This window comes from Fructilactobacillus sp. X2R5C2 (genome assembly GCF_059901375.1).
Genome location: NZ_JBWXUX010000002.1, coordinates 105,499 through 130,390 on the forward strand (window position 1 = coordinate 105,499; position 24,892 = coordinate 130,390).

The 24,892-nt window shown below is 36.6% G+C and carries 23 protein-coding genes; 20 read left to right on the forward strand and 3 right to left on the reverse strand.

What is annotated here, in order from left to right:
• The first annotated feature begins 42 nt into the window (after positions 1 to 42).
• The 15 genes from AC6UD2_RS03110 (at position 43) to AC6UD2_RS03180 (ending at position 18,883) form a co-directional block, all read left to right on the forward strand.
• Entirely contained in the window at positions 43 to 4,356 is a 4,314-nt protein-coding gene (locus AC6UD2_RS03110) for a PolC-type DNA polymerase III (protein WP_500697987.1), read from the forward strand.
• Positions 4,357 to 4,473: 117 nt separating this feature from the next.
• Positions 4,474 to 4,947, forward strand: a complete 474-nt coding sequence (gene rimP, locus AC6UD2_RS03115) for a ribosome maturation factor RimP (RefSeq protein ID WP_010021327.1) — start codon at positions 4,474 to 4,476, stop codon at positions 4,945 to 4,947.
• 13 nt (positions 4,948 to 4,960) lie between these two features.
• Entirely contained in the window at positions 4,961 to 6,070 is a 1,110-nt protein-coding gene (gene nusA, locus AC6UD2_RS03120) for a transcription termination factor NusA (RefSeq protein ID WP_010021329.1), read from the forward strand.
• Between the two features lie 19 nt (positions 6,071 to 6,089).
• The gene (rnpM, locus tag AC6UD2_RS03125) at positions 6,090 to 6,392 is read left to right on the forward strand and encodes an RNase P modulator RnpM (protein ID WP_039143032.1); all 303 of its coding nucleotides are present in this window, start codon (positions 6,090 to 6,092) and stop codon (positions 6,390 to 6,392) included.
• A complete protein-coding gene (locus AC6UD2_RS03130; protein ID WP_039143029.1) occupies positions 6,379 to 6,678 on the forward strand; it encodes a L7Ae/L30e/S12e/Gadd45 family ribosomal protein in 300 nt (99 codons plus the stop codon). The genes rnpM and AC6UD2_RS03130 overlap by 14 nt, the downstream gene beginning before the upstream one ends.
• 29 nt (positions 6,679 to 6,707) lie before the next feature.
• Positions 6,708 to 9,245: a translation initiation factor IF-2 gene (infB, locus tag AC6UD2_RS03135; protein WP_500697988.1), complete on the forward strand. Its 2,538-nt coding sequence runs from the start codon at positions 6,708 to 6,710 to the stop codon at positions 9,243 to 9,245.
• Between the two features lie 21 nt (positions 9,246 to 9,266).
• A complete protein-coding gene (gene rbfA / locus AC6UD2_RS03140) occupies positions 9,267 to 9,620 on the forward strand; it encodes a 30S ribosome-binding factor RbfA (RefSeq protein ID WP_010021335.1) in 354 nt (117 codons plus the stop codon).
• A gap of 61 nt (positions 9,621 to 9,681) precedes the next feature.
• Entirely contained in the window at positions 9,682 to 10,593 is a 912-nt protein-coding gene (truB, locus tag AC6UD2_RS03145) for a tRNA pseudouridine(55) synthase TruB (protein WP_500697989.1), read from the forward strand.
• An 8-nt stretch (positions 10,594 to 10,601) separates the two neighbouring features.
• Entirely contained in the window at positions 10,602 to 11,546 is a 945-nt protein-coding gene (gene ribF / locus AC6UD2_RS03150; protein WP_500697990.1) for a riboflavin biosynthesis protein RibF, read from the forward strand.
• Positions 11,547 to 11,636: 90 nt separating this feature from the next.
• Entirely contained in the window at positions 11,637 to 12,680 is a 1,044-nt protein-coding gene (hrcA, locus tag AC6UD2_RS03155; protein ID WP_500697991.1) for a heat-inducible transcriptional repressor HrcA, read from the forward strand.
• A 14-nt stretch (positions 12,681 to 12,694) separates the two neighbouring features.
• Positions 12,695 to 13,258, forward strand: a complete 564-nt coding sequence (gene grpE / locus AC6UD2_RS03160) for a nucleotide exchange factor GrpE (protein WP_500697992.1) — start codon at positions 12,695 to 12,697, stop codon at positions 13,256 to 13,258.
• 39 nt (positions 13,259 to 13,297) lie between these two features.
• Positions 13,298 to 15,169, forward strand: coding sequence for a molecular chaperone DnaK (dnaK, locus tag AC6UD2_RS03165; RefSeq protein WP_500697993.1), 1,872 nt, complete (start codon positions 13,298 to 13,300; stop codon positions 15,167 to 15,169).
• A 95-nt stretch (positions 15,170 to 15,264) separates the two neighbouring features.
• Positions 15,265 to 16,407, forward strand: coding sequence for a molecular chaperone DnaJ (dnaJ, locus tag AC6UD2_RS03170; protein ID WP_039143014.1), 1,143 nt, complete (start codon positions 15,265 to 15,267; stop codon positions 16,405 to 16,407).
• A gap of 116 nt (positions 16,408 to 16,523) precedes the next feature.
• Positions 16,524 to 18,362, forward strand: coding sequence for a translation elongation factor 4 (lepA, locus tag AC6UD2_RS03175; protein WP_039143012.1), 1,839 nt, complete (start codon positions 16,524 to 16,526; stop codon positions 18,360 to 18,362).
• A gap of 77 nt (positions 18,363 to 18,439) precedes the next feature.
• A complete protein-coding gene (locus AC6UD2_RS03180; RefSeq protein ID WP_500697994.1) occupies positions 18,440 to 18,883 on the forward strand; it encodes a GNAT family N-acetyltransferase in 444 nt (147 codons plus the stop codon).
• Between the two features lie 811 nt (positions 18,884 to 19,694).
• Here the strand turns inward: AC6UD2_RS03180 and AC6UD2_RS03185 are convergent.
• On the reverse strand, positions 19,695 to 19,964 hold the full coding sequence (locus tag AC6UD2_RS03185) for a hypothetical protein (RefSeq protein WP_039143006.1): 270 nt from the start codon (positions 19,962 to 19,964) through the stop codon (positions 19,695 to 19,697).
• 292 nt (positions 19,965 to 20,256) lie between these two features.
• On the opposite strand from AC6UD2_RS03185, the gene pnuC reads away from it, so the two are divergent.
• Entirely contained in the window at positions 20,257 to 21,021 is a 765-nt protein-coding gene (gene pnuC, locus AC6UD2_RS03190) for a nicotinamide riboside transporter PnuC (RefSeq protein WP_500697995.1), read from the forward strand.
• A 43-nt stretch (positions 21,022 to 21,064) separates the two neighbouring features.
• On the opposite strand, the gene AC6UD2_RS03195 is transcribed toward pnuC, so the two are convergent.
• Positions 21,065 to 21,847: a DNA/RNA non-specific endonuclease gene (locus tag AC6UD2_RS03195; protein WP_500697996.1), complete on the reverse strand. Its 783-nt coding sequence runs from the start codon at positions 21,845 to 21,847 to the stop codon at positions 21,065 to 21,067.
• A complete protein-coding gene (locus tag AC6UD2_RS03200) occupies positions 21,844 to 22,290 on the reverse strand; it encodes a sunset domain-containing protein (RefSeq protein WP_500697997.1) in 447 nt (148 codons plus the stop codon). The genes AC6UD2_RS03195 and AC6UD2_RS03200 overlap by 4 nt, the downstream gene beginning before the upstream one ends.
• A gap of 113 nt (positions 22,291 to 22,403) precedes the next feature.
• Here AC6UD2_RS03200 and AC6UD2_RS03205 point away from each other — a divergent pair, with 113 nt between their 5' ends.
• The 4 genes from AC6UD2_RS03205 (at position 22,404) to AC6UD2_RS03220 (ending at position 24,873) form a co-directional block, all read left to right on the forward strand.
• Positions 22,404 to 23,702 carry a Y-family DNA polymerase gene (locus tag AC6UD2_RS03205; protein ID WP_500697998.1) on the forward strand — a complete coding sequence of 433 codons (1,299 nt, stop codon included), beginning with the start codon at positions 22,404 to 22,406 and terminating at the stop codon, positions 23,700 to 23,702.
• Positions 23,695 to 24,009, forward strand: a complete 315-nt coding sequence (locus AC6UD2_RS03210; protein WP_039142993.1) for a hypothetical protein — start codon at positions 23,695 to 23,697, stop codon at positions 24,007 to 24,009. The genes AC6UD2_RS03205 and AC6UD2_RS03210 overlap by 8 nt, the downstream gene beginning before the upstream one ends.
• A gap of 16 nt (positions 24,010 to 24,025) precedes the next feature.
• Positions 24,026 to 24,388, forward strand: coding sequence for a hypothetical protein (locus AC6UD2_RS03215; RefSeq protein ID WP_500697999.1), 363 nt, complete (start codon positions 24,026 to 24,028; stop codon positions 24,386 to 24,388).
• Positions 24,389 to 24,486: 98 nt separating this feature from the next.
• Positions 24,487 to 24,873, forward strand: coding sequence for a VOC family protein (locus AC6UD2_RS03220; protein WP_010021354.1), 387 nt, complete (start codon positions 24,487 to 24,489; stop codon positions 24,871 to 24,873).
• Positions 24,874 to 24,892 lie beyond the last annotated feature (19 nt).

A 24,892-nucleotide genomic window follows, 5' to 3' on the forward strand; every position in this document is an offset into this window, starting at 1 on the left:
TTATAACTGGTCTTTTTTAAACTAACGAAAGAGAGGGTCAAAGTGAGTTTAAATAAAAAAGAATTATTCAGTAAGCTACTTCAGCAAATTAAACTATCGGATTCAGCTGATCAACCTTACTTTAAGAACGCAGAAATTGACAAAATTGATGTTCATCAGAAGTCTAAGCGGTGGCACTTTTATCTTGAACTACCTGAAATTATGCCATATGAAAAATTTGTTGAGTTTGTTCATCACATGGACATTGCTTTTGATGGCATTGCTACGGTTGATTTTGAGATTAAAACGAAGGATAACAGTTTTGATAACCGGAAGCTTGGCGATTATTGGCAATGGGTCGTAAATAATGCTGGAATTGCGTCTAATTTAACTCATGAATTGTGCAATAATAATTTGCCAAAGCTAATTGATGATCGTGTGACATTTCTAGCAGACAATGAAATCGTAAAAGATTTTTTGGATGGAAAAGCTTTAGGTCCCATTGAAGCCACTTATCAAAAAATTGGTTTTCCTAAATTTTCAATTCATACCATGGTTGACGCTACTTCTTCTCAAGCAAAGATTGATGATTTAAAGAAAAAGAAGCAACAACGTGACGTTGAGTTAGCTCAAAAGGCCATGAAAGCCATGCAAACTTCATCAAATAAGGGTACTAAAAGTAATAAGCATTCAAAATTGATTGGTAAAAAGATTAAGGATGATGTTGACGTTACCAAGATGGTCGACATAACTGAAGAAGAACGTTCTGCTGTGGTCAGTGGTTATGTTTTTAATAAAGAGATTCGATCATTACGTTCTGGTCGTCAATTAATGATTTTGAAAGTTACTGATTATTCGTCTTCTATTGTAGTAAAGAAGTTTTCCAAAAATGATGATGAGGAACAGGAATTTGCCGCACTAGATGAAGGGGATTGGGTTAAAGTTCGTGGCAGTATCCAAGAGGACAATTATTCTCATGAGTTAACGCTCAATGCTTATGACATTAATCCAATCAAGCATGAAGAAAAAGAAGACACTGCGCCGAAAGATAAGAAACGGGTCGAACTTCATCTCCATTCCAACATGAGTCAAATGGATGCTACTAATTCGGTTAGTGATTATGTTAGTCGTGCAAAGAAGTGGGGTCATCCGGCAATCGCAATTACTGATCATGATGATGTGCAAGCCTTTCCGGATGCTTATCATGCGGCAAGTGATAATGACATAAAAATGATTTACGGAATGGAAGCAAACGTCGTTGATGATGGTGAGCCCATTGCTTATAACGATAAACATATAGCATTAAAAGATGCTACATACGTTGTATTTGACGTTGAAACGACTGGATTGTCTGCTATTTATGATAAGGTCATTGAACTTTCAGCCGTAAAAATGCAAAACAATAACGTAATTGATCAATTTGAGGAATTCATTGACCCAGGATTTCCATTATCGGAACAGACGACTAATTTAACTTCGATTACGAATGATATGGTAGCTGGATCAAAATCTGAAGAAGAAGCATTTAAATTGTTTCGAGAGTTTTATGGTGATGCAATTCTCGTTGGCCATAACGTAACCTTTGATGTTGGTTTTATGAATACTGGATATGAACGTCATGGAATGGACAAGATTAGTAATCCTATTATTGATACGTTGACATTGGCAAGGTTTTTATATCCTAACTTTAAAAGTTATCGTTTAAACACATTAGCGAAAAAGTTTGATGTTTCACTTGAGCACCATCACCGAGCTATTTACGATGCTGAATCTACGGGACATTTAAATTATTTGTTCCTAAAGGAAGCAGAAGATAAGTACAACATTCAGTACCATGATCAGCTTAATGATCACATGGAAGAACATGATGCTTATAAACATGCCCGTCCTTTTCATGCCGTTATTCTTGCGCAGACGCAGGCTGGATTGAAAAATTTATTTAAATTAGTTTCAATTGCTCATGTTGATTATTACTATCGGGTTCCCCGAATTCCACGAAGTCAGCTCAAAAAATTTCGTGAGGGATTGCTCATTGGATCAGCATGCTCAAGCGGGGAAGTTTTTACCGCGATGATGCAAAAGGGAAAACAGGAAGCCTTAAATAAAGCTAAATTTTATGATTATCTTGAAGTTCAACCCCAAGCTGCTTATCAGCCACTGATTGATCAGGGGTTAATTAGTGATCGTGGGAAACTGCAAGAGATCATTAAGAATATGTATGAAATTGCTCATGAGTTGGATATTCCATTAGTCGCAACTGGTGATGCTCACTATTTAGACCCACATGATTATATCTATCGGAAAATTTTGATTCATTCGCAGGGTGGAGCTAATCCACTTAACCGACAAGAATTACCTGATTTACACTTTCGAACTACCGATGAAATGTTAAAAGATTTTAACTTCTTAGGTGAAGATCGGGCTGAAGAAATTGTAGTGGACAACACTAATAAGATCGCTGATAAAATTGATGATGTGAAACCGCTTAAAGATAAGTTGTATACACCAAGAATGGAAGGTGCGGAGGACGAAATTCGGCAAAGAACGTTAGACACCGCGCATCGCTTGTATGGTGATCCCCTTCCAGATATTGTACAGAAACGACTTGATAGAGAATTAAAAAGTATTATTGGAAATGGGTTCTCTGTTATTTATTTAATTGCCCAACGATTGGTATCGAAAAGTAATAAGGATGGATACTTGGTTGGATCACGGGGTTCAGTTGGTTCTAGTTTAGTTGCTACCATGTCTGGAATCACTGAAGTAAATCCTTTACCACCTCACTATCGTTGCCCTAATTGTCAGTATTCCCAGTTTTTTACCAAAGGTGAATATAGTTCTGGCTTTGACCTTCCACACAAAAAGTGTCCTAAATGTGGGACGGTGATGATAGGAGACGGTCATAACATTCCGTTTGAAACCTTCTTAGGATTTAAAGGAAATAAAGTTCCTGATATTGATTTAAATTTCTCGGGAGACTATCAACCAATTGCCCATAATTACACTAAGGTTCTTTTCGGTGAGAAAAATGTTTATCGTGCGGGAACGATTGGAACCGTTGCTGATAAGACGGCTTATGGTTATGTAAAGGCCTATGAACGTGACACTGGAAAGCGATTTAGAAATGCAGAAATTGATCGGCTTTCAAAGGGAGCCACGGGAGTTAAAAGAACAACTGGTCAACATCCAGCGGGGATTATTGTTGTTCCCGATTATATGGATATTTACGATTTTACGCCCATCCAGTATCCTGCTGAAGATCAGAATGCTGCTTGGAAAACAACCCATTTTGATTTCCATTCCATTCATGACAATATTTTAAAAATTGATATTTTAGGACATGATGATCCCACGATGATCAGAATGCTACAAGATTTATCTGGAGTTGATCCAACGACCATCCCAATGGATGATCCAGGGGTGATGTCGTTGTTTGCCAGTCCTAAGATTCTGGGGGTAACTCCTGAACAGGTATTTTCTAAAACCGGGACTTTAGGGATTCCTGAATTCGGGACTCGCTTTGTTCGTGGAATGTTAGAAGAAACTAAGCCTAGCAATTTCTCTGAATTACTCCAGATTTCTGGTTTGTCCCACGGGACTGATGTTTGGCTAGGAAACGCAGAAGAGTTGATTAAAGATGGAACGGCTACGATTGCGAACGTTATTGGATGTCGTGATAATATTATGACTGATTTGATCAACTGGGGGTTAGATTCAGAGACTTCATTTCAGGTCATGGAACAGGTCCGTCACGGTCGTGGAATTAAAGACGAGTGGCAGGATAAGATGACGGACGTTGGAGTTCCACAGTGGTACATTGATTCATGTCTAAAAATTAAGTACATGTTTCCTCGGGCTCACGCTGCTGCGTACGTTTTGATGGCCCTGCGAGTTGCTTACTTTAAAGTTTACTTTCCACTTGTTTATTATGCTGCTTACTTTTCTGTTCGGGCTGATGATTTTGACATTGTTGCCATGAGTCATGGAAAAGAAGCAGTAAAATCAAGTATTAAAGAGATTAATAATAAAGGAACCGATGCTTCTACCAAGGAAAAGAATCTTCTTACCGTTTTAGAGATTGCTAATGAAATGTTAGAGCGCGGTTTCGAATTTGAAATGGTTGACATTAATCGCTCTGACGCTTCTGAGTGGCTAATTGATGGCAATAAGCTGATTGCACCATTTAGAGCGGTTCCGGGCTTGGGATTGAACGTTGCAAAGCAAATTGTTGCTGCTAGAGAAGATAAACCGTTTATTTCAAAGGAAGATCTTGCTAAACGTGGTAAGGTATCTAAAACAATCATTGAATTTATGACGCAAAATGGAGTCTTAAACGATTTACCGGATGAAAATCAGCTTAGTTTGTTTGATCTCTAGGGCTTCGTTGATATTGTTTGATGTGTATGGTATAGTAATAATAGTAATTATAAACTCTTCTGATGAGTGAGCAGGAATGCTCGCTCTTTTTATTGGTATTTTTTAGGAGGTAAGTATTTGAGCGAAGTTATTGATAGAGTTTCTAAAACCGTCCAACCGATTTTAGATGACAACAATTTTTACCTTTATGACATTGAGTACGTTCAAGAAGGTGGAAGCTGGTATTTGCGAGTTTATATTGATAAAGACCAAGGGGTTAGCTTGGATGACTGTGTTTTAGTCAGTGATCAACTTAGTGAAAAACTTGATGAACTGGATCCAGATCCATTTGATGAACCATACTTTTTGGAAGTGTCTTCACCAGGTGCTGAGCGACCATTAAAACGAGAGTCTGATTATCAAAATGCAATCGGAAAATACATCCATGTTTCTTTGTACCAGAAGTTGGATGGAAAAAAAGCGTTTGAAGGTACACTTGAAAGTTTGGATGATGATCAACTAACGTTATCGGTTAAAGATAAAACGCGAGTTCATCAATTAGAAATTCCAAGAAAATTAATTTCAAAAGCCAGATTAGCAATTGAATTTTAGTTAGGAGATTAAAATGAGTAAAGAACTGGTAAGTGCACTTGATCAACTTGAAAAAGAGAAGGGTGTCAAAAAAGAAGTTGTGATTGACGCTTTGGAAGCAGCCTTGTCATCAGCGTACAAACGTAATTTTGATCAGGCCCAAAACGTTGAAGTTAACTTTGACGAAAAAACCGGTAGTATTCATGTTTATGCGGTCAAAAAAGTGGTTGATAAAGTAGAAGACCAGCGTTTAGAAGTTAGTCTTGAAGAAGCTTTAACCATCAATAAAGGGTATGAATTGGGTGACGAAATCAAGTTCGAGGTAACGCCAAAGAACTTTGGTAGAATTGCAGCTCAAACCGCTAAACAGGTCATTACCCAAAGAGTTCGAGAAGCCGAACGTGAAACGGTTTACGATAAGTACAGTAAGTACCAAGATGAACTTGTTACCGCTGAAGTTGAACGTCAAGATAGTCGCTTTGTTTATATGAATCTTGGTCAAGTAGAAGCCGTTATGGCAAAGAATGATCAGATGCCCAATGAAACTTATCGCCCACAGGATAAGCTAAAGGTGTACGTTACTAACGTTGAAAATTCATCAAAGGGACCACAGATCTTTGTTAGTCGGACTGCACCAGGAATGTTGAAACGTTTATTTGAACAAGAAGTTCCAGAAATTTATGATGGAACGGTTGAGATTGTTTCCATTGCACGTGAAGCTGGCGATCGTGCTAAAGTTGCGGTTCGTTCTAATAGTACTGACATTGATCCAGTGGGAACTAGTGTTGGTCCAAGAGGAACGAGAGTTCAAACCATCGTGAATGAATTAGGTGGAGAAAATATGGATATCGTTCAATGGGATGAAAATCCTGCTGACTATATTGCAAATGCTCTAAACCCAGCTGATGTTGTCGATGTGATCTTTAAAGATGGTGATGATCGTTCATGCACTGTTGTTGTTCCTGATGATCAGTTATCACTTGCCATTGGTAAACGTGGTCAAAATGCTCGTTTAGCTGCTAGATTAACGGGATATAAGATTGACATTAAATCTGAATCTGAAATGAATGGCAATGATGAAGATGACAGTGATGAAAATGATTCTGATGATTCTATCTCTAATGAGGAAGAAAATGAAGAATAGTTTTTGAGGAGGTACTGGTATGAGAAAAAGAAAGGTACCAATGCGAAAAGACGTTGTATCTGGTGAGATGGCTCCTAAACGACAATTAGTGAGAATTGTTCGTGATAAAGAGGGAAATGTTTCAGTTGATCCAACTGGTAAGCAATCTGGTCGGGGAGCATACGTTAAGATTGACGTTGAGACCGCTAAAAAGGCTAAACAAGATAAGATTCTTGATCAAGTTTTTGAAGTGACGTTAACGGATGATTTTTATGATAAACTCATTGATTATGTAGACCATAAACAGGCTCGGCAGGAACTAATTGATAATGACAAATTATAATAAAGTCTTAAACTTATTGGGAATTGCCAGACGAGCTGGTAAAATAATATCAGGTGAAGGAATTGTTTTAAACGCAATTAAAAATAGAAAAGTAAACTATTTATTTATTGCGTCAGATTGTGGTGCAAGCACTAAAAAGAAATTCTTAGATAAAAGTAAATTCTATGAAGTTCCAGTTAATACTGGTATGCTTAAAGATGATCTTAGTGACGCGATTGGAATGAAACGATCAATCGTAGCAATTGAAGATAAGGGATTTTCGAAAAAATTTAAAGAATTAAAATAATAAAAATATAAGTAAAGGAGTGTGATTATATGGCCAAAAAAAGAATTTATGAATTAGCCAAAGAGCTTAATGTACCTAGCAAACGTGTGATTGATACAGCCAAGTCAAACGGTTTTACGGTTAAAAACCATATGTCATCGCTTGATTCAAATCAGGAGAAGACCGTACGAGGTGCGCTCAGAAATAATCCAAAGGCTACAAATGGAAGCGTACACACACACGCTCCATCCAAAAAGCCTGTTGACTCCCACAATAGTAATAATGGACATGGCACTTTTAATGGTAGAAATAATCATAATAACAATTCTAATAGAAATGATCATGCTAATAGTCAACATCAAACCAACCGTTCGGATCATAAAGTGGTAAATCAACACTCAAATAATGGGCATAGTAACAATAACCATGCCCAACGTCCTGAGAATGCTCATAATAACGGTGGTCACAGTAATACGCAACATCGTAATCAGAACTCTAGTAATCACTTTAATCACAGTAATAACCATCCAACTAATCAGCATTCACACAATAATGCTAATGGTCAAAGTACTACCCATCCTAATAATAATCATCATGCTAATACTACTGGTAGTAATAACGGAACAAATAAGAAGCCAGTTAATAACACCTCTAAGCCACATAATAATGGAGGCGGAAAATTCGGCGGAAGTTTAAACCGTAATAAGAACAAAAAGGGTAAGAAGCGGAACAAGCGTCGTGATAGTCGTTACAATATGTATTCTAAGAATCAAAGGATTCGTCAGAATCATAAGAAGAACGCTGCTCCAACACGTAAGAGCCGTCCATTACCTAAGGTCTTAGTTTACCAAGATGGCATGAATGCTCAAGATCTTGGGAAGTTATTGCATAGAGAACCAGCAGAAATTGTTAAAAAATTATTTATGTTGGGGATGATGGTTAATCAAAATCAATCACTAGATAAAGATGCCATCGAATTGTTAGCTACTGATTATGGAATTGAAGCTAAAGAAAAAGAAAATGTCAATGTTTCAGATATTGATAAATTCTTTAATGAAGAAGAACACAACACTGATTATCAGGAGTCTCGTCCTCCAGTAGTTACTATCATGGGTCATGTTGATCATGGTAAGACTACTTTACTTGATTACTTAAGGCATTCTCATATTACTGCTGGTGAAGCAGGTGGAATTACTCAAGCAATTGGTGCTTACCAATTGAAGCATGGTGATCAAACCATTACCTTCTTGGATACCCCAGGGCATGCGGCCTTTACGGCAATGCGAGCTCGTGGTGCTGATATCACGGATGTTACCGTCTTGGTAGTTGCCGCAGACGATGGAGTAATGCCACAGACTGTTGAAGCCATTGATCACGCTAAGGCAGCTGGTACTCCAATCATTGTTGCTGTAAACAAGATTGATAAACCCAATGCTAATCCACAACATGTTAAAGAGCAGTTAATGAACTATAGGTTAGTACCCGAAGACTTTGGTGGAGATACCATCTTTGTTGATATTTCTGCTAAGAATGGAACTAACGTTGATGAATTATTGAATATGATTTTGCTTCAATCTGAAGTGCTTGAACTTAAAGCTAATCCTAAACAAAATGGTGCAGGATCAGTTGTTGAAGCACGTCTAGATAAAGGAAAAGGTCCAGTTGCTACGCTCTTGGTCCAACAGGGAACTTTACACGTTGGTGATCCAATCGTTGTTGGAGATACTTTCGGACGAGTACGAACTATGACCAATGAAAATGGCAAAGATATTAAAGATGCTAAGCCATCGACTCCCGTTGAAATTACTGGATTAAATGATGTTCCAGAAGCCGGAGATCGATTCATTGTCTTTAATAACGAAAAAACGGCTCGTGCAGCTGGTGAAGAACGTGCCAAAGAAAGCCAAATTGAAGAACGAAAGCAAAATAATCGGGTTACATTGGATAATTTGTTTGATTCAATGAAGCAAGAAGACATGAAACAGGTTAATGTGATTATTAAAGCTGATGTGCAAGGGTCAGTTGAAGCATTAGCTGGCAGTTTAAAGAAAATTGATGTAGAAGGCGTTAAGGTCAACGTTATTCATGCCTCAGTTGGTGCCGTTAATGAAAGTGATGTTGCTCTTGCAGAAGCAAGTAATGCAATTATCATTGGCTTTAACGTTCGTCCTACTCCACAGGCTAAGACTCAAGCTGAAACCGACAAAGTAGATATTCGTCTTTATCAGGTTATTTATAACGCCATTGATGATGTCGAAGCTGCTATGAAGGGTATGTTAGATCCAACTTATGAAGAAGAAGTTACTGGAAATATTGAAGTAAGACAAATTTACAAAGCTTCTAAGGTCGGGACCATCGCTGGTGGAATGGTGCTTGATGGATACGTTCGAAGTGACAGCAAAGTTCGTTTGATTAGAGATAATGTGGTCATCTATGATGGTGAACTTGGCAGTTTGAAGCGTTTTAAAGATGATGTTAAAGAAGTCAAACAAGGCTTTGAATGTGGTTTGACAATTGAAAACTACAACGACATTAAAGTCGGAGATAAAGTTGAAGCATACCACATGAAAGAAGTGCAGCCTAAGTAAGAGCCGTAAGGAGTGATTATAATGGCGCAATATCGTGTAGGAAGACTACAGCAAGAGATTCAAAAAGAAGTCGACGACATTTTGCTCAAACGAGTTCGTGATCCACGGGTTCAAGGTGTTACGATCACTGGTGTTGAAGTGACTGGTGATCTACAACAAGCTACTATTTATTACAGTAGTTTGTCTGACAATAAAGCTGACCAAGAAAAAGTTCAAAAAGGATTGGATAAAGCTACTGGACTAATTCGAGGAGAACTTGGTCACCGTTTAAGTATCTATGTAACACCTGAGATTCATTTTGAACGTGATGGATCAATCCAATATGGAAGTAAAATTGATCGATTAATTGATAATTTAAATAAAAAAGATAAATAAAAAATGACTGGGAATGTTAATTTCCAGTCTTTTTTGCGTAGATAGGATTGGAGTGAAGATATTGATTACTGGGATTGTTCCGTTATATAAACCACGGGGAATGACAAGCTTTGATTGTGTAAGTAAGATTCGTCACATTATTGGACAAAAACGAGTCGGACACAGTGGAACACTTGATCCTAATGTTGATGGGGTCCTTCCAATCTGTTTAGGACATGCTACTAAAGTAGTTGATTATCTTATGCAATCTGGAAAAGTTTATCAGGGGACCATCACACTTGGTTTCTCTACCACTACTGAGGATTTAGATGGCGAAATTGTTAATTCAAATTTTGATTTCATGCCAATTCCTGATGCAAAGATTGACCAAACCTTAAATTCGTTTTTGGGTCAATCCATTCAAATTCCACCCATGTTTTCGGCTGTAAAGGTTAATGGAAAGAGACTGTATGAGTATGCACGAGCGGGGGAACAAGTTGAACGTCCGAAACGTCAGATTGAGGTTAAGCAATTTATTCGTCTGAATAGTAGTTCATATGATAATACAAGTCGGACGCAAACTTTTTCCTTTAAAGTCCGATGTGGTAAGGGAACATACATCAGGACGCTTGCGACTGATTTGGGACTTAAACTAGAAGTTCCAGCTGTAATGTCAAAGTTGACCCGAATCCAAAGTGGTGGATTTAACCTTGCTGATACAGTTACGTTTGCTGATCTCGATCATGCGGTGAATGCTCATAAACTTGATAAGATTATTTTTCCTATTTCTTACGCTTTAAAAGGTTTTAAAACCATCATCCTTACTGATGAACAATGGAATCGTGTTAAACATGGCGGCTTTTTGAGTATTGATGAAGTAGCTTGCGAAGATGAGATGATAGTTTTAAAGTATAGTAATATTGATCGGGCTTTATATTATAAAAATGAACAAGAAAATAATTATAAACCCAAAAAAATGTTTGATTTAGATTAGAGGAAATTATGAAAGTCGACTATTTATCATATCCACTCGGTGAAAGAAACGAAAAGAAATCCCAGGTGATTGCAATGGGATTCTTTGATGGCGTCCATCTGGGTCATCAAAAAGTGATTAATAAAGCCAAAAAAATTGCGATGCAAAAGAAACTTCCCTTAGCAGTTTTAACGTATGATCATCATCCTTCATTGGTATATAAGAAATTGGATGGGAATGCTAAACGGTATCTCACCCCTCTTGATCGAAAGCTGCAATTGTTTAATCAATTGGGAGTGGATAATGTTTATGTCGTAAATTATAATTTTGCATTTCAAGACCAGCAGCCGCAAGAATTTGTGGATAATTATTTAGTTGGTTTGAAGGCTGATACGGTTGTTGCGGGATTTGATCATACTTATGGAAAAAAAGATGCCGGGATGACCGAGCTTCCTGGATATGCTAATGGGAGATTCGATGTTATAAGTGTTGGTGCAGATGAACTAGATGACCAAAAGGTTAGTTCGACTCGCATTCGACGTAATCTTGATCAAGGACACATCCAAACGGTTAATCGGCTGTTAGGTTATGAGTTTGAAAATGATGGAGTAGTAGTTCATGGATTGGCTCGTGGACGTGAATTAGGATTTCCAACTGCAAATATTGAGTATTCAGATAAGCAACGGTTACCTAAATTAGGAGTATATGTAGTAGAAATTAAAGTCAATGATATTTGGTATAGGGCCATGGCTTCTATCGGTAAAAATGCAACCTTTGGGGACAATAATCCCGTTACTCTAGAGATTAATATTCTTGATTTTGATCAGAATATTTATGGGAATCGGGTTAAAGTTAGATGGTTGTCAAAGATGCGAGATGAAGTGAAGTATCAGGGTCCTAAACCACTGATTGATCAGTTAAAAATTGATGAAAATAATACTCGTTTGTATTTTAAGAAGCGTAAAAACCAGTAGTCTTATTTCTTGACGTTCTTGTGTACCTTTGGTAAGGTATAAATGTACGTTAGCACTTGATAATAAAGAGTGCTAAAAGAGGTGATAAGAATGCTCACTGAGAGACAAAATATGATTCTAAAGTACATTGTTGATGATTATACTGACAACGGTGTTCCAATCGGATCGAAGCGATTAGCGAGTCAACTCCCAATGAATGTTAGTTCTGCTACCATTCGAAATGAGATGGCTGTGTTGAGTGGCCAAAATCTGATTCAAAAGGTTCATACTTCGTCCGGAAGAGTTCCTTCAAATGAAGGATATCGATATTATATTGATAATTTGGTTGCTCCCGTACTAGTTGATAATGAAGAGAAAAGTTTAATTCATAATGCTTTGGGCGGAACTTTTCAGCAAATTGATGATATTGTAAAACAATCTGCTGATATTTTATCTAGTCTAACCGATTATACGGCGATGACATTAAGCCCTGAGCAGACTAATACAGAGACTTTACGACATTTTCAACTGATTAAATTATCTGATCATCAAGTAATGGCTATCATTGTCATGGATGATGGACAAGTTGAAAGTCAACCATTTATAACGAATGATCACATTGATGAGGATAAGTTAGTTCAAGCAACTAACTTAGTTAATGACAAACTTTCAGGTAAATCCATTCCCGAAGTTTTGAATGAACTTAAGACTACAATTCCTGAGGAAATTAGAGATTATTTAACTTCTTCTGAAAATTTTGTCAGTGCATTCGAATACGTCATTAACAAATCGCTTAAAGACCATTTCTTTGTTAGTGGAAGAATGAATTTGTTAGACACAATGGACGATAAGAAAGACATCAAGAATATGAAGCCACTTTATTCAATGTTTGGCGATAATTCGAATATGGCTCAGATTTTGGATAATGATGCTAAACCCATTTCTGTTATGATTGGTTCCGAGCTACGAAATGATTTATTGAAGAATTATAGTATTATCTCCGGAACTTATGATGTTGGTGTTCATGGCATGGGAAGAATTGCTGTGATTGGACCGACCCGGATGGCTTATCCAAAAGTTTTAGGACTAGTTGATGCGTTTAAAGATGAACTTCAAAAGCGGATTAACGGATACTATAATAATTATGATAAATAAGAAGGAGGTTCAAAATGGCGAGCGATAAAGAAAAACAAAATAAAGATATTAAAGATGAATCGAAAAATGTCGACGAGTCAAGCGAACCAAAGAAAGATGTAAAAACGGATGAAAAAGATGATTCCGCAAAAAAGATTGATGAATTAAAGCAAAAATTAGATTCAGTTCAAGACAAGTACTTGAGAGCTGAAGCAGAGATTCAAAACATTCAAAATCGAAACAAAAAGGAACGCGCTGATATAGTTAAATACGGTGCACAAGATTTTGCAAAAGATGTTGTTCCTGTTATGGATGACCTAAAAAGGGCGCTTAACGTTGACGTTTCTGACGAAAACGGTAAGCAGTTAAAAAAGGGAATCGAAATGGTACAGCAGCACCTCGAAAAAGCTCTGAAGGATAATGATATTTCTGAAATTAATGCTGATGGAGTGGAATTTGATCCAAGTCAGCATCAAGCTGTTCAGACGGTATCCCCAAGTGATGAACATCCAAAGGGTACCGTGGTATCCGTTCTTCAAAGTGGATATAAAATTGCTGATCGAGTTCTAAGACCAGCAATGGTGGTAGTCGCACAGTAATTAAATTGTTATTAAATATATAAAAAGAAGGTTTTAGGTATGGCAAGTAATAAAGTTATTGGTATTGATTTAGGAACTACTAATTCAGCTGCAGCTGTTATGGAGGGTAATGAACCAAAAATCATTACTAATCCAGAAGGATCAAGAACCACTCCTTCAGTAGTTGCTTTTAAAAACGGTGATATCCAAGTTGGTGAAGTTGCCAAGCGTCAAGAAATTACTAACCCAGATACGGTTGTATCAATCAAGAGTCACATGGGTGAACAGGGTCACAAAGTTAAGGCAAATGGTAAAGAATATACCCCACAACAAATCTCAGCAATGATTCTGCAATACATTAAGGGTTATGCTGAAGATTACATTGGCGACACTGTTAGTCAAGCAGTTATTACTGTTCCTGCTTACTTTAATGATGCTCAACGTCAAGCTACCAAAGATGCCGGTAAAATTGCCGGACTTGATGTTAAAAGAATTATTAATGAACCTACTGCAGCTTCACTTGCATATGGTTTAGATAAAAAAGACAAAGATGAAAAAATCTTAGTTTATGATTTAGGTGGAGGTACTTTTGATGTTTCTGTCCTTGAATTAGGGGATGGAGTCTTTCAAGTTCTTTCAACTAATGGTGATACCCACTTAGGTGGAGATGACTTCGATAAGAGAATCATGGACTGGTTGATTGATAACTTCAAGAAAGAAAACGGAGTTGATCTTTCAAAGGATAAGATGGCTTTGCAACGTTTGAAAGATGCTGCTGAAAAAGCTAAGAAGGACTTATCTGGTGTAACTCAAACTGAAATTTCACTTCCATTTATTTCTTCTGGTGAAAATGGTCCACTTCATTTACAAACAACTCTTACTCGAGCAAAGTTTAATGAATTAACTTCTGACTTAGTTGAAAAAACAAAAGCTCCTCTTGACAATGCTTTAAAGGATGCTGGACTTTCAGCAAGTGACATTGACCAAGTTATTCTTAATGGTGGTTCAACTAGAATTCCAGCTGTTCAAGAAGAAGTTCAAAAATGGACTGGTAAGGAACCTAGCCATTCAATTAACCCTGATGAAGCTGTTGCCCTAGGTGCAGCTATTCAAGGTGGAGTTATTACTGGTGATGTTAAGGATGTCGTTTTGCTTGATGTTACTCCATTGTCATTAGGTATTGAAACCATGGGTGGTGTATTTACTAAGTTAATCGATAGAAATACTACGATCCCAACTTCAAAGTCACAAACATTCTCAACTGCCGCTGATAATCAAACTGCTGTTGACATTCATGTTTTACAAGGTGAACGTCCAATGGCTGCTGATGATAAGTCACTAGGTCGTTTCCAATTAACTGATATTCCTGCTGCACCAAGAGGTGTTCCACAAATTGAAGTTACCTTTGATATTGATAAAAACGGAATTGTTAATGTTTCCGCTAAGGATAAGGGAACTGGTAAACAACAAAAAATTACCATCAAAGATTCCAATGGTCTTTCAGACGATGAAATCGATAAGATGATGAAAGAAGCCGAAGCCAACGAAGATGCTGATAAGGAAAAGAAGAGCAAAGTCGATTTGAATAATGAAGTTGACCAATTGATCTTCCAGACTGATAAAACATTGAAGGATGTTAAAGGTAAGGTTTCAGATGATGAAATTAAGGCAGCTCAAGATGCTGAAGACGAACTCAAAAAAGCCAAAGAAGATGGCGATACTGATGCAATGAAGACTAAGAAAGATGCTTTGAACGAAAAAGTTCAAGCTTTAGCAGTCAAATTGTATCAACAAAACCAAGGCCAAGCTGGTCAAGGACAACAAGGTGGAAATGACGCTAATGGTGGATCATCAGATAAAGGAAATGGAAATGATGATGGCGACACTGTTAACGGCGATTACCATGAAGTTCATGACGATGACAAAAAGTAGTTTTGGCGATTGGCGTTGTTAAAATTGACGAAAGCTAAAGTCGGTTTGGTAGGCTTTGGCTTTTTGTTGTATTATTTGAGTTTGGAGGCGAGCTAATGGCTAGTAAAGATTATTATAAAGTATTAGGCGTTGATAAAAGTGCCAGTGAAGATGACATTAAACACGCTTATCGAAAATTATCCAAAAAATACCATCCAGATATTAATAAGGCTCCCGATGCAGAAGCAAAATTCAAGGAAATTACTGAAGCCTATGAAGTTTTAGGCGATAAAAAGAAACGAGCTAACTATGATCAGTATGGCTCAGCAGATGGTCCCCAAGGCTTTGGTGGCTTTGGCGGTGGTGCCGGAGCTGATGCCGGCGGTCAAGGTGCAGGTTTTGGTGACTTTTCTGATATCTTTAATGATATTTTCGGCGGTGGCGGAAGACGTCGAGCTGATCCAACTGCACCACGTCGTGGACGTGATTTACAATATCAAATGACGTTAACGTTTGATGAAGCTGTCTTTGGAACTAAGAAGACGATTAAATATAATCGTGAAGAAACCTGTCCGACATGTCATGGGACTGGTGCTAAACCAGGTACTAAACCAGAAACATGTTCCAACTGTCACGGTAGTGGTTATGTAACTAAGACTGTTAATACACCACTTGGACAGATGCAGACTCAGGAACCATGTCCTGTATGTGGTGGAACTGGTAAAGTTATCAAAGACAAGTGCCCAACATGTGGTGGAACTGGTAAAGTTGAGAAACAACATTCACTTGAAGTTACTGTTCCAGCTGGTGTTGAAGAAGGCCAACAAATGCATATGCAAGGCCAGGGAGACGCTGGTGAAAACGGTGGACCTTATGGTGATTTGTATGTAATCTTTAGAGTACTTCAAAGTAAGTACTTTAGAAGAGACGGTCCAACTATCTACTTTGATCAACCAATTTCATTTGCAACCGCTGCTCTTGGTGGAGAAATTCAAGTCAAAACAGTTCATGGTGACGTTGACTTGAAGATTCCTGCTGGAACCCAGACTGGCACTGTTTTCCGTTTGAAAGGAAAGGGTGCCCCTAAGTTACATGGAAATGGTAATGGTGATGAAATGGTTAAAGTTAAGGTTCAAACACCAAAGAAACTTAACTCTAAGCAAAAGGTTGCCTTACAAGCACTGGCTGAAGCTAGTGGTGATACTAATATCGATGAAAATAAGAATTTCTTTGATAAAATGAAAGATGCATTTAAGTAAACAAATAAAGGAGTAGCCATGTGGCCACTCCTTTATTTGTTTGTTATACATATGTGTGGTTGTTATAATAGTAATAACGACTTGAACGAATTGCATAATGAAAGTAGGAGAATATCGTGGATTATAAAAAAATGAAAGAAAAGCAACGCCGCACAAGAAATTTTGCAATTGTTGCTCATATTGATCACGGTAAATCGACTTTAGCGGATCGAATTCTTGAGTTAACTGATACAGTTGCCAAACGAGACATGCAGGATCAAATTTTAGATAACATGGATCTAGAACGTGAACGCGGAATTACCATTAAATTGAATGCAGTGGAATTGACTTATCATGCAAAAGATGGGGTTGATTATGTATTTCATTTAATTGATACCCCTGGACACGTTGATTTTTCTTATGAAGTTTCACGGAGCTTAGCAGCTTGTGAAGGCGCCTTGTTAGTGGTAGACGCTACTCAAGGGGTTCAAGCACAAACTTTGGCGAATGTTTACTTAGCCATTGATGATGATCTTGAAATCATTCCGGTGATCAACAAGATTGATTTGCCTTCTGCTGAACCAGAAAAAACTAAAAAAGAGATCGAAGATGTTATCGGCTTGGATACCTCAGATGCAGTAGAAATTAGTGCTAAAAGTGGTTTTGGGGTTGAGGATTTATTAGAAGAAATTGTTCAAAAAATCCCAGCACCGAAGGGAGACATTGAAGCTCCCCTTAAAGCCTTAGTCTTTGATTCTATCTACGATGATTATCGTGGAGTTGTTCTTAGTGTTCGTCTTTATGATGGAGTAGTTAAACCCGGAGATAAGATTCGTCTGATGAATAGTGGTAGTGAGTACGAGGTAACTGAAGTTGGAGTTAACTCTCCCAAGCCACTTCAACGAACATATTTAATGGCTGGAGACGTTGGTTACATTACTGCTAGTATCAAAGATATTACTAAAACTCGAGTTGGTGATACAGTCACGGATGCTGATCATCCAACCGAGAAGGCATTGCCCGGATATCGTGAAATGATTCCGATGGTTTATGCTGGGTTGTATCCTACAGATAATGCTAAATTTGATGATTTAAGGGAAGCACTTGAAAAACTTAAATTAAACGATGCCTCGCTTGAATTTGAGCCTGAATCATCTGAAGCGTTGGGATTTGGTTTTCGTTGTGGATTTCTTGGCTTACTTCACATGGACGTGGTTCAAGAACGATTGGAACGAGAGTTTGGGCTTGATTTGATAACTACGGCACCATCTGTAACTTATCACGTTGACCTAAACGATGGAAGCACAATTGAAGTTGAGAATCCATCTGAGATGCCTGATGTTTCATCAATTAAAGACATTAAAGAGCCGTTTGTTAAAGCTAGTATTATGGTACCAAATGACTATGTTGGAGCCGTAATGGAGATGTGTCAGGATCGTCGTGGCCAATTTGTTACGATGGAGTATCTGGATGATGCAAGAGTTAATGTGATTTATCAAATGCCATTATCTGAAATCATTTTTAACTTTTTTGATAAATTAAAGTCAAGCACTCATGGATATGCATCCCTTGATTATGAACTTTCTGAGTACCGGCAAAGTGATCTGGTTAAAGTCGACATTCTTTTGAATGGCGATAAGGTTGATGCTCTGAGTTTTATTTCACACAAACAGTTTGCTGCTGGCCGAAGTCGGGAAATTGTCAAAAAATTAAAGGGAATTATTCCACGACAAAACTTTGAAATTCCAATTCAAGCAGCAATTGGAGCCACTATTATTGCTAGAACTAACATTAAAGCATACCGAAAAGATGTTACTTCTAGGATTCATACTGGTGATCCTGATCGTCGGGCTAAATTATTAGAAAAACAGAAACGTGGTAAAAAGCGCATGAAGGCAGTAGGAAAAGTTGATATCCCACAGGAAGCCTTTATGGCTGTTTTGCAAACTGATGAAGATCAAAAGAACGACAAGTAATAATTGTCGTTCTTTTTTTATAGGTAATATTAGTAATGATGTATAATTGACCATCTTCAATTGTTAGGAGCGATTTTATGTGGAAAGTAAAAAAATTTAGTCAATTGACTTTGGATGAATTGTTTAAGATTTATCAACTAAGGTGTGAAGTATTCGTCGTTGAACAAAAAATTACCTTACAAGATATTGATGATAATGACAAAAAATCTTGGCATCTCTTCTTGGTTGATGATGATAACCAAATTGTTTGTTACGGGAGAATATATGAACAAACCAATTATGTGACTTTTGGGAGAATCGTAGTTAAGCGTGATCATCGTGGTAACCATTTAGGGAAGAATTTAGTCGAAAATATCATGAATTTAATTGCTGACAAGTATCCTAAGAAAGAAATTAGGATCGAAGCCCAAAAATACGTGGAAGATTTATATACATCATTTAATTTTGTGCCCACGGGCGGTATCTTTTTAGAAGGTGGAGTGGAACATATTAAAATGAAACACCAACCATTCGTTAAATAACAATAATAATGTTTTAAAAATTAAAATTTGGTATTTTATTTATTATTAAAAACCACTATTATAGAATAGTGGTTTTTTAATTGGAAAATAATGGGATTTTAATTAATTATTAGGAAATGATCATGAATAATGGAATATCGGTTATAGAAACCATTAGCTGATGTTATGGATTGCACAATTGAATTGGATACAAGTATGAATATATGCCCCATGTTTTTTAGAGATTTTCCTAAATCAATAATCTGATTTAAATTCACATCAGTAACTAGAAACCCTATAACTGTGGGGTGTATGATATGTGATATAAGCAACAATATGATTGTAAAAATTTCTTAGAAAAATTTTTTACAAGATAAAAATTGCTTCATGATTAGTTTTAGTGTTCCCTTATAAGGAATATATTTTGATATTTTTTACTTATATACTTGATTAGTAACAGCTAATATAATATACTGTAAAAGTAAGGTAAAGATTAAAGAATTCACGCCAGGGGATTTGAATGTACAAAAAAAGCACTCAAATTGAGTGCTTTCGACGATTAGAGAGGTTAAAAAACTGTAACATAGTTATGAGAAGTAACAATCTAATAAGTAAAGATCTATGAAATAAAAGAGCACACGTATCTAAGACCAGTAAGCAGTAGGAGTGGAAAGTCTTAGTTGATGTGAATGTTGAGAATGCAACAGAAATTTATTACCTCTCTAATCTACACTTTATATTTAATCACACTTTACGAATTTTTACCAGCGAATTCTCATAATTATGAAGCTTATTCGCTAAAGAAGTACTACTTAAAAAGTAGTACTTCTTTTTATTTTGGAATTGCCATGAAAATAACTTTACTATTTGATGGGAACGAATTCTTCTCCCCAAAGTTATCAAAAGAAATACTTTCCCCGGGAGTTCCCAGTTCATGATGAGGATCTTTCGTAATGGTTAGAAGGTGTTCGTGATCACGATCAATATCGTCAAGGGTAGCAGCGTCTAATCTGACTTCTTCACCTGAAGGCATTTTAACGGTAATTTTTCTGAGGTCATGAATTCCATCAGCTTTGATTGAGAATGGGACGTTTATTAACATGATTATTCCTCCTTTGGACTTCAATATCCATTATACATATTTATCACTTACTTTTACAACATCTTTTATGTTTATCAGTGGTACATTTTTTTAAATTAGTAACTATTTAAATCTTTAATCATTTCATTAATTTGGATTGAATGGAAAAGAAACTTAATTAAAAAAACTGAAATTTTTTATAGGCCAGTAACTCGCAAATTTGTAGAATTCATCGTTTTTCGTTGATTTGTCTCAAAGTGATGAATGTGTGATGATAATAATGGATTCAAATTTTGAGAAAGGATGATTATTTATGTCAGGGAAAAACGATATTGCTGCTTATGACATACTAAAGCCAAGTTGGTATGTTAATCAGATGAAGGGGTGGAGTTTTACTAGCTATTTGTTACTTCTGTTTGGTTTAGGAGTAATTGCTGGATCAACTGTTACACAGCCAATTACGTTTATTGCGATTATGACCATGTTAGCTGGAATGCTTGGATTCACCACCACTATTTCTATTACCAATACTAAACCACTAAACGGAATTTTTGGTTTAGTCAGTGCTTTGATTTATATTTACGTTGCTTTTACCGCTAAGAATTACAATGATATTATTCTACAGACTACATACATTGTACTTTTGGATATTCCGGTTTTGCTAATTCCTAGTTGGGCTACTAATGTTGACAAACATATCAAGAAATTAACTATTAAGGGTAATCTTAAGAAAACACTGATGAATTGGGGGTTGACAGCGCTATTCTTTGTTGTAGTATTAGGAGCTTTATATGCTTGGGAACATGGATATAGTGATAGTCCACGACCATTTGTAGATAGCTTTGCTGCAACAATTGGAATTACAGGAGCTCTTTTAACTACTTTGAGATTTCGTGATACTTATTATTTCTGGCTTGCTCAAGGGATATTCTCAATTATTCTATGGGGAATTACTGCTTATCAAGGTGGAGCAAATTGGACGTTATTCTTAACCTACATTTTGTATCTATTTAATGACCTTCTAAGTTTCTTTGATAAGAACATTGCATGGTTCCATACCAAAACGGTTAATAGCTGATAGATAACGTAAAAAGACGATGACTAAATGTCATCGTCTTTTTTTATCCCTTAGTACTATATCCATTTTGATAGTCAATATTATATCCAGGTTCAACGTTAAAGATGTAGACGTTAAAGTGAATTTGGTTATTTCCAACTGATTGGGCTCTCATTTGGACTCCGCGACTTACTAGTTCGTTACCACGATAAATTGGAGTTACTTGGTATCTAACATAGTTATTTCGGTTTTGCTTTAAGTAGGTAGCAATGTCATCTTCGTGATAAAGCATTAGTGGAGCGTTAAGGGTTCTGGTTCCCGTGATCAAGTTTTTAGGATTATTGTTTTCACCGCAGAGCTGATAACCAATTAAATGACTCCGATTATAAAGCCAGCCATTATTAATTCGCTTGTTATGCCACCCGGTTGGATTGAAAGTAAGTGGTTCTCGTTTTTTAGTTGGCATTGTTTTTATATTCAACATGCCATTGGCATCGGTAGCACGATTAAGGTGATCAAGATTGTTAAACTTTAGCCAAGGACTTTTATGATTTAATTCTGAAGGAGCAAAATGAGGATTATTATGATCAACTTCGACTTCCTGATTTCCATCATAGTTTAGGTCACTTAGCTTTAGATTGGATGAGTTCTTTAACTGATAATGAAGCTTTTTGAGTTTTGCCTTTTTGGTATCAACCTGACGTTGTAAATTGTTCACGTTCTTTTGAAGTTGCTGAGTATTTTGACTGGAGTTGGCTGAATGATTATGAGCTGGTTGGAACTGTTGTGAGCATCCAGTCATCAGTAAACTAACTAACGTAATAGGGATAATGAGGCACTTTTTCATCGTTTAGCCTCCCGGTATCCAGCAGCTTGTGCATCCGCTACAGAGTTAAAATAAACCGCGTTTTTACTTTTCATCTGATAATTGTTTTGACTCGGAAGATGGTAAACATGAGAGTTGCGATTTCCAATGATTTTTTGATTGTTATTGGTATCAGTTTTATCTTCAGAGTTTTGAACTACCCTTGCAGAAGTAGGGTCCTTTTTAGGATGCGATGAAACCAGTTGTTGATTAGAGACTGGCTTAATTGTGACGTGTTTTTGATTTAAATCATCTTGTGCTTGATTAATTTGTTGGGATAGTTGTTGGCTCTGTTTGGTAAGTGATTTTTCTTGAGCAATTAGTTCTGATTGATTGGAACCAGAAGCAAGCGAAATTTCGGTTGGAATAGTCAACAATAAAATGGCGCATCCGGCCGTTAGTGCGATTTTCTTAAATTTATTCATTACTTTCATTCCTTATTTTTTTAATAATTCAAGAGTATCATAAAAATTTTATTTACATTACCAATAAAAGATAGTAATATTTAATACGAACAGGTGTTCGAGTAGGTGATATTTTGGATTATGACGAAGAACCTCACGGAGTTTATTTTTTTATTGATAACAAATCATTTTATGCCAGTTGTGAAAGTGTGAAGCGAGGGCTTAACCCACTTCGTTCTATATTAGTGGTGATGTCGGAACAGGCTAATACCAACGGTGGATTAATTTTGGCGGCATCTCCAATGACCAAAAAGTTGTTTGGAATTAGTAACGTTAGCAGGCAACGTGATCTACCTAATGATCCTAGGCTTTTGATTGTTCCGCCACGAATGAATTTGTACATTAAGAAGAACTTGCAGATTAATGATATTTTTACTGAATTTACTGATGAAAATAATATTTTGCCGTATTCAATTGACGAATCATTACTTGATATGACTCATACATGGCATTTATTTGGCAACAGTTTAAGAAATGTTGCACTTAAAATTCAAGAGGAAGTTAGAAGTCGCTTAGGATTATATACCACGGTTGGAATTGGCGATAATCCTGTTCAAGCCAAAATTGCGTTGGACGTTTATGCCAAACATGATTCCGATTTAGTGGGAGAAATCCACTATAAAGATGTCCCAAACAAAATTTGGAACATTCAAAAATTAACGAACGTGTGGGGAATTGGGAAAAGAACCGCAGCTAACTTAAATCACCTTGGAATTTATAATATGAATGATTTGGCTCACGCTAATCCATATTTGATTAAGGAGAAGATGGGAATCATTGGATTGCAATTATTTGCTACAGCGTGGGGAATTGATCGAAGTAATTTAAGACAGCCCATGCATACCAAAGATAAAAGTTATAGTAACTCACAGGTTCTCCCAAGAGACTATACAAGCCGAAGTGAGATCGAAATAGTTATTAAAGAGGTTGCGAGTCAAGTTGCTTCTAGGATTCGTAATCACCATTTGCAAACGGAATGTATCACCTTGTTTATTGGTTTTTCCTTTGCAACGAAGCAAGTAGCTGGTAGCAGTGGGTTTTCTCAATCAATGAAGATTAATCCGACTGATGATAGTTATGAACTTGGTCGTGATTTGACTGAATTATTTGAGAGAAATTGGAATGGCGAGATGATTCGCAATATTGGGGTAGAATATGGTCATTTATCACCTAAAGTAGGTGAACAACTTGACTTATTTAGAGATAATCAAAGGACCATCAAACAAAATGTGTTAAACAAAACTGGCGATCAAATTCGGAAACAATTTGGAAATGCCGCTTTATTAAACGCGAATAGTTTGTGTAACGGTGCTACCGCGATTTCTAGGTCAAATCTGGTAGGAGGACATAATGGAGGCAATTCCTATGAATAGTGATGTCACCTTGGCAGGAAACGAAATCTTAGCCAATATTGATCATTTATTTTTACGCGTTCCAAGGACCCGCTACTGGATGATGATTGTTAATAATGTTTTTGATTATGAGTATGATTGGTTTCTAAGTTCTAAGAAAAAGTACCAACAGGAGCGATCACAACCGCTTTATGTTATTTCAAATTATGACTTGGAATTTTTGGAGGCAATCGTTAATTACGTAGGCAAACGTAATTTATTAACTACTTATTATCGTAATTTTGGGAACTTAGTTTGGCCAACGGCGCAAAGAAAAATTCAAAGTTAGAGTTAGGAGAACCATTATGAATGAAAAAGCTGTTCAGAATTTTTTTAAATTTGATTATCATGATCGTGGTATTAAAAAATGGCAGGGCTATTTTTTATCAGACCATACTAGCAAATTAAGTAAGTTAAGGAAGCAAAAAGCAGAACAACAGCAAAGAAAATTAGATGATCAAATGGATCATTCGAAAATTGATGAGGTTCTGCAAAAGTCATTTGCTAATCGTCTTAAGGTGGAACTCCAATATGCTTACTACGATAAGAAGGAATTAAAAATTGAACAGATCATCGGTACGATGAAGGGTTACTATAAAAATTTAGTCATCGTAGGTGATCAAATCCTTAGATGGGATGAAATTGTAAGTGCCAAATTAATAAAATAAACTAATAGTATGACTTTATTAATTATCGTTAATGTCTTACAATGTAGTTGTTAGAGATTTCACATAAAGTGAAAAAATATATCATAAGGAGAATTATTATGGCACTTAGTGACTACTTCACAGGTATCCAACACGTTGGAATTCCTGCCAAAGATTTAGATGAAACAATCGATTTTTACAAGAAATTAGGCTTTGATAAAGCTGGCCAATTTATGTATCAAGGAAATCGTTGTGCTTTCATGAAGTATGGTAATTTGATGATTGAAACATGGGAAGGCGATCCAGTTGCTGATAAAGACGGTGCTATTAACCATATTTCATTAAATACCACTGATGCTGATGCAGCATTTAAAGAAGCTAAGAAAATGGGCTTAGACGTTCAGGAAGATGAAATTGATACTCGTCCATTCTGGGACAAGGGAATTCGCTTCTTCAACATTTATGGTCCTAACCACGAAAAGATTGAATTCTGTCAAATTGTTTAGTTTATAATTTGAATAGTTA

Bases quoted from the DNA above. Each gene is read 5' to 3' on its own strand.
- AC6UD2_RS03220 (WP_010021354.1), top strand. From the start codon at position 24,487: ATGGCACTTAGTGACTACTTCACAGGTATCCAACACGTTGGAATTCCT.
- infB (WP_500697988.1), top strand. From the start codon at position 6,708: ATGGCCAAAAAAAGAATTTATGAATTAGCCAAAGAGCTTAATGTACCT.
- dnaK (WP_500697993.1), top strand. From the start codon at position 13,298: ATGGCAAGTAATAAAGTTATTGGTATTGATTTAGGAACTACTAATTCA.
- AC6UD2_RS03210 (WP_039142993.1), top strand. From the start codon at position 23,695: ATGAATAGTGATGTCACCTTGGCAGGAAACGAAATCTTAGCCAATATT.
- hrcA (WP_500697991.1), top strand. From the start codon at position 11,637: ATGCTCACTGAGAGACAAAATATGATTCTAAAGTACATTGTTGATGAT.
- AC6UD2_RS03215 (WP_500697999.1), top strand. From the start codon at position 24,026: ATGAATGAAAAAGCTGTTCAGAATTTTTTTAAATTTGATTATCATGAT.
- rnpM (WP_039143032.1), top strand. From the start codon at position 6,090: ATGAGAAAAAGAAAGGTACCAATGCGAAAAGACGTTGTATCTGGTGAG.
- ribF (WP_500697990.1), top strand. From the start codon at position 10,602: ATGAAAGTCGACTATTTATCATATCCACTCGGTGAAAGAAACGAAAAG.
- dnaJ (WP_039143014.1), top strand. From the start codon at position 15,265: ATGGCTAGTAAAGATTATTATAAAGTATTAGGCGTTGATAAAAGTGCC.
- AC6UD2_RS03195 (WP_500697996.1), bottom strand. From the start codon at position 21,847: ATGAAAAAGTGCCTCATTATCCCTATTACGTTAGTTAGTTTACTGATG.
- rbfA (WP_010021335.1), top strand. From the start codon at position 9,267: ATGGCGCAATATCGTGTAGGAAGACTACAGCAAGAGATTCAAAAAGAA.
- AC6UD2_RS03130 (WP_039143029.1), top strand. From the start codon at position 6,379: ATGACAAATTATAATAAAGTCTTAAACTTATTGGGAATTGCCAGACGA.
- pnuC (WP_500697995.1), top strand. From the start codon at position 20,257: ATGTCAGGGAAAAACGATATTGCTGCTTATGACATACTAAAGCCAAGT.
- AC6UD2_RS03180 (WP_500697994.1), top strand. From the start codon at position 18,440: ATGTGGAAAGTAAAAAAATTTAGTCAATTGACTTTGGATGAATTGTTT.
- AC6UD2_RS03185 (WP_039143006.1), bottom strand. From the start codon at position 19,964: ATGTTAATAAACGTCCCATTCTCAATCAAAGCTGATGGAATTCATGAC.
- AC6UD2_RS03200 (WP_500697997.1), bottom strand. From the start codon at position 22,290: ATGAATAAATTTAAGAAAATCGCACTAACGGCCGGATGCGCCATTTTA.
- grpE (WP_500697992.1), top strand. From the start codon at position 12,695: ATGGCGAGCGATAAAGAAAAACAAAATAAAGATATTAAAGATGAATCG.
- nusA (WP_010021329.1), top strand. From the start codon at position 4,961: ATGAGTAAAGAACTGGTAAGTGCACTTGATCAACTTGAAAAAGAGAAG.